At 65.7% G+C, this 9,388-nt stretch carries 6 protein-coding genes; 5 read left to right on the top strand and 1 reads right to left on the bottom strand.

Going from position 1 to position 9,388, the window contains the following annotated elements; translation table 11 throughout:
• Positions 1-200 precede the first annotated feature (200 nt).
• From DL237_RS04050 to DL237_RS04035, 4 genes are all read left to right on the top strand, one after another.
• Complete coding sequence (locus tag DL237_RS04050) at positions 201-1,724, top strand: efflux RND transporter periplasmic adaptor subunit (protein WP_119397764.1); 1,524 nt, start codon at positions 201-203, stop codon at positions 1,722-1,724.
• A 3-nt stretch (positions 1,725-1,727) separates the two neighbouring features.
• Positions 1,728-4,868, top strand: a complete 3,141-nt coding sequence (locus DL237_RS04045) for an efflux RND transporter permease subunit (RefSeq protein WP_119397763.1) — start codon at positions 1,728-1,730, stop codon at positions 4,866-4,868.
• Positions 4,869-5,028: 160 nt separating this feature from the next.
• Entirely contained in the window at positions 5,029-6,156 is a 1,128-nt protein-coding gene (locus tag DL237_RS04040; protein WP_119397762.1) for an FAD-dependent monooxygenase, read from the top strand.
• Between the two features lie 175 nt (positions 6,157-6,331).
• Positions 6,332-7,180 (top strand): IclR family transcriptional regulator, encoded by an 849-nt coding sequence (locus DL237_RS04035; RefSeq protein WP_119397761.1) that lies wholly within the window; start codon positions 6,332-6,334, stop codon positions 7,178-7,180.
• 12 nt (positions 7,181-7,192) lie between these two features.
• Here DL237_RS04035 and DL237_RS04030 read toward each other — a convergent pair whose 3' ends face one another.
• Positions 7,193-7,975, bottom strand: coding sequence for an IclR family transcriptional regulator (locus DL237_RS04030; RefSeq protein WP_119397760.1), 783 nt, complete (start codon positions 7,973-7,975; stop codon positions 7,193-7,195).
• Positions 7,976-8,119: 144 nt separating this feature from the next.
• Between DL237_RS04030 and DL237_RS04025 the strand changes: the two genes are divergently transcribed.
• Positions 8,120-9,067 carry a cupin domain-containing protein gene (locus tag DL237_RS04025; RefSeq protein ID WP_119397955.1) on the top strand — a complete coding sequence of 316 codons (948 nt, stop codon included), beginning with the start codon at positions 8,120-8,122 and terminating at the stop codon, positions 9,065-9,067.
• Positions 9,068-9,388: the final 321 nt, after the last annotated feature.

Raw genomic sequence — 9,388 nt, 5'->3', positions numbered from 1 at the left:
TGCAACAGCATGCCGCATGTGCACTCAGGGCCGTCGACAGCGCCGGGAAAAGCCAGTATCGCGAACAGATACGCGCCATCAGCCAGCCCAGATCAAGGCCCCGCGCAAAACCCCCGGGCGGATATGCACGCGCGAGGATTTTTTTCCGACGGAAGCCGCCAGCCCGGACGTAGTACCAACGAGATTTGAGGGAGACGCCGATGCGGGTGATTTCACGGCTGGCCGTCGTGCTGGTTCTGACATGCCTTGCGGGCTGGGCGGCGGTCGTCGAAGGCCATCGCCTGTATCAGCACATGCAGGCCGACACGACGGGCCGACCCGGGGGTGGTGCATCCCGCGCGGGCGGATTTCGCGCGCCCGAAGTCGCGGTGGAGCGTACGCAGGTTGCCACGGTGCACCCCGTCATCCAGGCCTATGGACGGTTGGCGAGCCGCGCCGAAGTCACGTTGCGCGTGCCCGATGCAGGTACGGTGGCCGACGTCAGCCCCGCGCTGGCCGATGGCGCCGACGTGCGCGCCGGCAGCGTTCTGATACAACTGGATGACACGGATGCGCGTGCGGCCCTGTCGCTGGCCCAGGCGGACCTGGCGCGCGCCGAGCTGGCCCTGCGCGATTCCGTGCGCCAGGCGGCGACGTTGGAGGCCGACAGCACCCCACTGGTGCAGGTTCGCGACATCCGGCAGGAAGAGGTAGACCGGGTAAACGCGCTTGTCACCAAGGGCCGGGGGCTGAAGACCGATCTGGACACCGCGAGGCTGGCCCTGATTTCGGCGCAACAGGCGCTGGCGGCCAACAGGAGCGCGCAGGACGATCTGGTTGCCCTGCGCGAGCAGCAGAAGCTGGATATCGAAGATGCCCGCCGCGCGGTTGCCAGCGCCGAGCGCACGGTTTCCGATCAGCAGATCAAGGCCGGGATAACGGGCACCTACCACGGCAGCGTCCCGGTGGTCGGCGAACGGCTGGCCAGCGGGGCCGAGCCGGGCGCGATCATCGACATGACGTCTCTTTCCGTGCAGCTGGATCTGACGGCACAGGAAATCGCGCGGGTTACCGCGCCGCAGGGCGGGCTGATGCCGCTGCCGGTCACGCTGTCCGCGCCGGGCAGCGATCGGCGGTTCGAGGCACGGCTGCACCATATTTCCCTGACCGATTCAACCGAAACGATCAGCCTGCGCCAGGTGGTGGCCTTTGTCGATCCGGCAAGCTGCCCCTGCCTGTTGCCGGGCGATTTCGTGGCCGCGACGATCCATGAACCGGCGCTGGAGAATGTCAGCATGTTGCCCGCCGAGGCGCTGACATTTGATGGCGAGTTGCTGGTGCTGGGCGAAGGGGACACGCTGGAGGCGCGCCAGATGCAGGTGCTGCGCCGCCTGGGTGAGCGCGTCGCGGTGACGCCACCGGCGGACCCCGTCGAATACGTCGCCGAACGCACCCCGCAGCTGGGTGCGGGGCTGGTGATCGCGCCGCAACGCACTGACGGCCCCGACGGGACAGCCGGTGCGGCGCAATCGCAGCCCGAAGCGCCCACCGGCCCGCGCCCGCGTGGCCCTGTGGCGATGGATGGCCCCGCCATCAAGCTGGAACCCGAGCGCCGCGCCGCGTTGATCGCGCGCCTCGAAGCCTCGGACCAGATGCCCCCGCGCGCCCGCGAACGGATGTTGCAGATGCTGCAATCCGACGAGGTGCCCGAGGCGCTGGTAAACCGTATCGAGGCGCAGGACTGAGCCATGGGCATCCTGCGGTTCTTCACCCGGCACGGCACTGCGGCCAACCTGCTGCTGATGGGCATACTGGCCTTTGGCCTGTATGCCGCGACACAGATCCGCACCCAGTACATGCCTGATGTCGTTATAGAATCCATCTCGGTTTCGGTCGAATGGGACGATGCCGCCCCCGAGGACATCGACAAGAGCATCATTGCGGTCGCCAGCCCGCCGCTGTTGGCCGTCGAAGGCGTGACCGAGCTGTCGGCCGTGGCCCGCGAAGGCCGCGCGCGCATCATGCTGGAGTTCGAGCCGGGTTGGAATCTGGACCGCGCGCTGAACGACGTCGAAGCGGCCATGCCGGGCGCCGCATCGCTGCCCGAGGGCGCCGAAACCCCGGAAATCAGCCGCAGCGCCTGGCGCGATCAGGTGCTGGACGTGGTTCTGTCCGGCGATCTGGACCGCAGCCAGATGGAGCGCCTGGGCGAGCAGCTTGAAAGCGCCTTGCAACGGGCCGGGGTGACGCGGGCCAGCCTGCGGGGCCTGACCGCGCCGCGCATCGCCCTGATCGCGGATCCGGCGGCCCTTGCGGAATACGGGCTGACGCTGTCCGACTTGGCCAGCGCGGTCGGCACCGAAGCACAGCAGACCGCGTCAGGGCAGCTGGACAATTCGGCGGCGCGATTGCGGGCCGGCACCGACAGGCGCGATGCCGACGCGATCCGCGGGATCGAGATCGAGACGGCGACCGGCCCCGTGCCGATCGACCAGCTGGCCCGGATCGTGGTCGATTCCGCGGGCAGCGGGCGGGCCTATTACCTGGAGGGGCGTCCCGCCGTGTCGATCGGGGTGGAGCGGGGCGTCGGGGGCGATGCCCTGAAGTTGCAGTCGAGCGTCAAGGCGGTTGCCGACAGCTTTCTGGCGACGGCACCGGAGGGGCTGAAGATCGACCTGATCCGCAACCGCGCCGCCGAGATCGGTGACCGCCTGGCGCTGCTGATCGACAACGGGGTCTTTGGCCTGCTGCTGGTGCTGGGGCTGCTGTACCTGTTCCTGTCTCCCTCGGCCGCGATCTGGGTGGCGGCGGGCATTCCGGTGTCGGTGGCAGCCGGAATAGGGCTGATGTGGATTTCGGGACAGTCGCTGAACATGATCTCGCTGTTCGCGCTGATCCTGTGCCTGGGCATCATCGTCGACGATGCCATCGTCATCGCGGAACACACCGAGCACCGAAACCGCACGCTGGGCGAACCCCGTGCCCGCGCCGCCGAACGTGCCGCGATACGGATGCTGGGGCCGGTGCTGGCATCGACCGTGACGACCGTGGTGGCGTTTTTGTCGCTGGAATTCGTCGGCGGGCGTTTTGGCGCCTTCATCGCGACCATTCCGCTGGTCGTGGCGGCGGTGCTGCTGGCCTCTCTGGCGGAGTGTTTCCTGGTGTTGCCGCACCACATGGCGCACGGGCTGAACCGGTTGGATGCAAGTTGGGTCGGAGCCCCTGCCCGGCTGGTCACCCGTGGCTTTGACTGGATGCGGCTGCGGGCCTTCGCGCCGCTGCTGCGGCTGGTCATCCGCCTGCGGTATGCGGTCGTGCTGCTGGCGCTGGCGGCGCTGTTCCAATCCATCCTGATGGTGACCGACCGCGACGTGGCCTGGCGGTTCTTTTCAGCCCCCTCGACCCCGACGATCAGCGCCAATATCGCGATGCGTGACGGGTCGAGCCGCAGCGACACCGTCGCCATGCTGGAGGAGCTGAACCGCGCCGCAGGCGTCGTGCGCACCCAGTTGAAGACGCAGTATGGCACTGATCCGGTTGTGTTTATCCTGAGCGAAATCGGTGGATCCTCTGGCCCTGGCCTGGCCACGTCGGACGACAAGGATGCCGATCTGATTGCCGCGATCACCATGGAGCTGGTCGACGAAGACCGCCGCCCCTATGGAACGGACGTCTTTATCCAGGCGCTGGAGGCCGAGCTGAAACGCCCTGACGCGCTCGAGACATTTTCGTTTCGCGGGGGGCGGTTCGGACCCGGCGGCGACAGCCTGGACGTGGTGTTCTACGGGCAGGACCTGGAGCGGCTGAAGGCGGCCTCGCTGGCGTTGCAGGACGCGATGGCGCAGGTACCCGAGGTGACAGGGGTCGAGGATAACCTGACGTTTTCGGGCTTTGATCACGCGCTGACGCTGAACGGCTATGGCCGGGCCCTGGGGTTTTCGGCGGCGTCGCTGGCCAGCGAGCTGCGAGCGCGGATTTCAGGGATCACCGCGCTGAGCTATCTGGATGGCAGCCGTGACGCGACCATCGAGGTGGAACTGCCCGAAGGCAGCATCACGGCGGCCTACCTGGACGAGATCCGGCTGGAGGCCCCGACCGGCGAATGGGTGCGGCTGGGCGAGGTTGTCGATGTCGGCGCGACCCCCGCGGTCACCAGCCTGCGGCGCGAGGCCGGACTGAACCTGATCCGTGTCACCGGGTCGGTGGCGGACGAAGATGCCACGCGCGCCGAAGACATCATGACCGAGGTGCAGGAGGTCACGCTGCCCCGCATCGCCCAGACCTATGGCGTGAGCTATCGGCTCGACGGTCTTGCGGCGCAGGAGGCCGACTTTCTGGGGCAGGCCGCCATCGGCTATGGCATCTGCCTGCTGGGCATCTACATGACGCTGGCGCTGGTGCTGGGCAGCTGGACGCAGCCGTTGACCATCATGGCCGTCGTGCCCTTTGGCGTGACCGGCGTGATCTGGGGCCATTATGCGCAAGGCCTGCCGATGTCGATCTTTTCCATCGTCGGGCTGATCGGGATGAGCGGGATTATCGTGAACGATTCCATTGTGTTGGTGTCGGCCTTTGGCGAAAAGCTGCCGCGCCGCGCCACCATTCCGGCAGTGATCGAGGCAACCTCGGAGCGGCTGCGCCCCGTCCTGTTGACCACGCTGACGACGGTTCTGGGGTTGGCACCGCTGTTGTTCGAACGCAGTTCGCAGGCCGAATTCCTGAAACCGATGGTGGTGACGCTGTGCTATGGACTGGGCGTGGGGTTCTTCGTGGTGCTGCTGATCGTGCCGTCGCTGGTGGTCATCCAGCATGACCTTGCGCGGGCCCTGACCACCACGCGCCGCATGGTGCGATACCGGCGGGTTCGCCGTGCACGCCGCACCCCCTGATCACCGCCCCCGGGGCCATGTGCGCAAAATTACCGCGACAGGTCAGCGAGGCAGGCCCCAATCACGAGACAAGGCGCAAAATTGTTGCGACTCCCGGCCCGATGCAATATAGAACATATAGTTCTTTATTGAACATATCGATCAAGAGACGGAGAATGACATGCTTAGGATCGGGATCTGCGGCGGCGGCGTGGGCGGCTTGGTTGCGGCGATTGCCCTGCTGAAACAGGGGCATGACGTTACCGTCTTTGAACGCGCCCGCCAGTTCGGCCGCATCGGTGCGGACATCAACCTGACCCCGAACGCCGTACATGCCCTTGACGGTCTGGGCATCGGCGCGGCGCTGCGCGAAACGGCGGCCCGCCCGCAATATCGCATCAGCCGGACCTGGGACACGGGCGAGGAAACATCCCGCCTTGAAATGCAGGGCGGACGCTATGACACGCCGCAACTGACGATCCACCGTGCCGATCTGATCACCGCCCTGTCGACCGCCCTGCCCGAGGGGGTTTTGCGTCTGGGCAGCAGCATCGAAGCGGTCGAGCATCTTGACCAAGGTGCCAGCGTCACACTGGCGGACGGAGGTAAAGAAACCTTTGATCTGGTGATCGGTGCCGATGGCATCCACTCCGAGGTGCGCCGCACGCTGTTTGGCGAGGACGATCCGAAATACACCGGCCTCGTGTCCTATCGCGCCGTGTTCCCGCGCGAACGCGCTGTCGATATTCCCAACCTCGACAGTTTCACCAAGTGGTGGGGCGAGACGGCGGATCATCAACTGGTCGTCTTTCCGCTGCTGCGTGGCGAAGAGGTCTTTGTCTTTGCGACCACCCCGCAGGACGCATGGTCGGAAGAGGGCTGGACCCTGCCCGGCGACATTGACGAGCTGCGCGGGATCTATGCCGATTTCCACCCCGAGGCGCGCGCCATCCTGGACTGCTGCACCGAGGTCACGCGGTCTGCCCTGCATGTGCGCGAACCTATGGACTGCTGGTCGAAGGGGCACATCACCATCCTGGGCGATGCGGCGCATCCCATGGTGCCGTTCATGGCGCAGGGGGCGACGATGGCGATCGAGGACGGCGTCGTGCTGGCGCTGGCGCTGGCCGATACGGATGTCGACGGCGTGCCCGCCGCGCTGGCCCGGTACGAAAATGCGCGCCGCGACCGCACGGCCCGTGTGCAACGCGGATCGCTGGCGAACGAATGGCTGAAAAAGCCGGAGAACGCGGATTGGGTCTATGCCTACAAGGCCTGGAACGTCTTTGCTGACGACGTTGCCGCCTAAGCACAGGATTTCAAGAGGTTACCTCCCCGACTGCCCCGGCACAGCGATGTGTCGGGGTTTTCTTTTGCACAGGCCCCCGGTGGGTTGTGGCGGGTGCTTTTCCCGCAACTCTTTGGCGGCCGTTGGGGGCGGCCGACGCGTTTGCGCGTCACGCCCCTTGCCATCGCATCGGCCCATGTTCAAAATATTGGTGAGTGTTCACAAACCGACAGACAGTGGAGCCGGTCCCATCGAAGACGTAGCCGAAAAAAAGACCGCCTATGATGTGCCGCCTGTCACCCGCGCATTCAACCTGTTGCGCTATATCGCGGCGGGCAACCGGTGCCGGAACATGTCGCGCGCCGCAGCGGACCTGAGCATCAATCGCACCACCCTGATCCGCCTGCTGCACACGCTGGAACGCGAGCAGATGATCGAACTGGACCCAAAGGGCACCGGCTATGCGCTGTCTTATGGCGTGTTGGAGCTGGCCTCCAACCTGTTGTCCAGTCGCGATATCGTCCGGGTGTCGCGCCCGGTGCTGAGCCATCTGGCGGCGCAGACGGGGCTGTCGGCGCATCTGGGCGTGCTTTCTGGAACGGATGTGATCGTCCTGGTGCGCGAAACGCCGGACGTGCAGCTGGTGAGCAATATCCGCGAGGGCAGCCGCCTGCCCGCCCATGCCACGGTGATGGGCCGGATGATCCTGTCGAACATGCCCCGCGCCGAGGTCGAAGCCCTGCTGAGCGATTACAACTTTTCGGCCATCACCGAGAAAACCGCGACAACGATGGCCAGCCTGGGACGGCAGCTGGATGCGGACCGGGAGGCCGGGCTGGCCTGGTCCGTGGCCTATTTCGAACAGGGCATCGGGTCGTGCGCCGGCGTCGTGCGCGATCACAATGGCGCCCCGATTGCCGCGATCAGCGTGTCCGGGCAGCAGGCCGTGTTCGACGAGGCCGCCGAGGAACGCGCGCTGATCGCCACCTCGGTGCGGCAGGCGGCCGAACGCCTGTCGTCGATCATGGGACATATCGCCATCTGAGCCGCCGGGCGATCAGGCCGCTGCCCCATCCCATCCCAGCAGGGTCGAGATGCGCCGTGCCGTGGCGATCAGATCATCGCGCAACGCCCCTGACACCATGCGCTGAGTCTCGCTCGACTGCGGGGCCGTGACGTTGATCGCGGCGATGACGCGGCCCGTCATGTCGCGCAGCGGCGCGGCGGCAGAAACGATGCCGGCCTCGAAATCCCCTGTATGAACAACGCTCTGGCTGTGGGCATCCTCGGCCGCCTGCTTGACGATGCCGGGCAGAGATGGCCCCTTGCCCCGCGCCCCGTCCGAGCGGAACAGGGCCACCAGCTCCTCCTCCGACAGGTCCGCAAGCAGGACGCGGCCCATCGTCGTGGCACGGGCCGGCAGGCGGCTGCCGACCTGCACGATGGAGGTGTCGCGCTGCGGCCCCGGCACCCGCAGCACATAGAGAACCGATGTCCCCTCCAGCACGCCCAGATGCGCCGACCAGCCGATGCGGTCGCGCATCCGTTCCAGTTCAGGCTGAGCGATTTCAACGACTTCGCGGGTGGCGACATAGCCGTAGGTCAGGCGCAGCACGCCGGGGCCGAGGGAATAGAGCTGGCTGCGCTGGTCATGCAGCAGGCAACCGGCCTCGTTCAGGGTGTAGACCGTGCGGAAGGCGGCGGACCGGGTGATGCCCAAAGCCGCGGCAATATCGCTGAGCGACAGGGCAGAACGATCCGGGGTGAACAATTTCAACACTCCGAGGCCACGCATCAGCCCGGGCACCAGGTACCTGTCATCATTACGGTTTTCCGTCATTCCGATCCCTTTTCGCGGCCATCGCGCCAACCATGTCTCATGGATGGATGTTTTACCAGTAAAACGCGACATGCCATGCAAAACGCAAGCAGGGTAGTTTTGGATCAGACGGATCAGAGACTCAACATCGAAAAGGATGGCACCATGACGGTTCAGGATACTGAGTTCAAAACCCTTAAGGACGCATTGAAGGCCCATACGGGGCGCTTTGTCGACAAGACCTTCGACTGGCACGCGTTTCCTTCGAACGAAGGCTATGACGATCTGGCGCGCGCGCAGATGCGCTATATCGGGGCGGGCGGTTCGCCCAAGGTCGGCGACACCAGCACGCTGAAACCCGACCATTTCACCGTCTCGCTGATCTATAAGGAGCCGGGCAAATACGCCGCCTGCCACAGCCACGAGATCGAGGAGTCTTTCCTGATCATCGACGGCGCGCTGATCGTCGGCTGGGAAAAGGATGGCGAGGTCGTCGAGGTGAACCTTGGCCCCAAGGACATGATCCTGAACGCCCGCGAAATCGGCCACGGGTTCCGCGTTGACGGGGTCGAGCCGGTCGTGATGTCGATCAGCGTCGACGTGGGCAAACCGCTGCCGCCCGTCTACCACTATCACCCCAAGGAACATGCCCCCGAGCTGGCCCGCGCCTTTGGTGCCGAGCCGGGCAAGACCTTGAAATTCGACGCAAACGGCGACCACCCCCTGCAACAGCTGATGGCCAAGTACGTCGTGCGCCACAGCGAGCTCGAGACCCGCTGGGATGCCGCAGGCTTTACCCGCAAGATCTATTGCGGCCCCGGCGGCGTGGAAACGGACACCTGCCGCAAGGAGATGCTGGGCATCCCCAGCCGCGTCGGCGTGAAACCCTTTGTGCGCGACGTCGAAGATGCCTTCATGGTGCTGGAAGGGTCGCTGATCGTGGGTTGGGAAGAGGACGGCGAAACCGTCGAGACCGAGCTGGGACCGCGCGATCTGGTCAAGACCCCCGCCGGGCGCAAGCACTGGTTCCGCAACAACGGCGCGCAGGCCGCGACGGTCTGGTATCTGATCGGGTCGGCCGAGCCGGAACTGGTCAAGTTCGAAGCCGCGTAAGGCAAAAGCCACGCACGGGTCGGGCCGTTCCCCAGCGATGGGGGGCGGCCCTTTTCATGGGCGGGTGTTAACGCAGCGGGCGGCGTGACGGTGCGGGTTTCGGTGCATGTGTCGGTGCAGCCCCCCGAAATCGCCGGTTAATTCAGGAAACCCGCGAATCCCGACGTCGGTATCTTGACGGTGTCTGAGCGGTATCTGAACGGTTTTTCAAAGCGGTTCCTGTCCCGGCGGGGCCGGGTTGACGGACCGTGCTTAACCTATGCAAAACGCCCCGGCCCTGCGGGATCCGGGGCGCGCGCATGGTCAGGTGCCTGGCCGGGA

This window comes from Pseudooceanicola sediminis, assembly GCF_003575965.1.
GTDB classification, from domain to species: domain Bacteria; phylum Pseudomonadota; class Alphaproteobacteria; order Rhodobacterales; family Rhodobacteraceae; genus Pseudooceanicola; species Pseudooceanicola sediminis.
The sequence above is the reverse complement of the archived record's forward strand: the minus strand, read 5'-3'. Positions and strand labels throughout refer to the sequence as shown.

Excerpts from the sequence above, each read along its gene's own strand:
- DL237_RS04050 (WP_119397764.1), top strand. The coding sequence starts at position 201 with ATGCGGGTGATTTCACGGCTGGCCGTCGTGCTGGTTCTGACATGCCTT.
- DL237_RS04045 (WP_119397763.1), top strand. The coding sequence starts at position 1,728 with ATGGGCATCCTGCGGTTCTTCACCCGGCACGGCACTGCGGCCAACCTG.
- DL237_RS04030 (WP_119397760.1), bottom strand. The coding sequence starts at position 7,975 with ATGACGGAAAACCGTAATGATGACAGGTACCTGGTGCCCGGGCTGATG.
- DL237_RS04035 (WP_119397761.1), top strand. The coding sequence starts at position 6,332 with ATGTTCAAAATATTGGTGAGTGTTCACAAACCGACAGACAGTGGAGCC.
- DL237_RS04040 (WP_119397762.1), top strand. The coding sequence starts at position 5,029 with ATGCTTAGGATCGGGATCTGCGGCGGCGGCGTGGGCGGCTTGGTTGCG.
- DL237_RS04025 (WP_119397955.1), top strand. The coding sequence starts at position 8,120 with ATGACGGTTCAGGATACTGAGTTCAAAACCCTTAAGGACGCATTGAAG.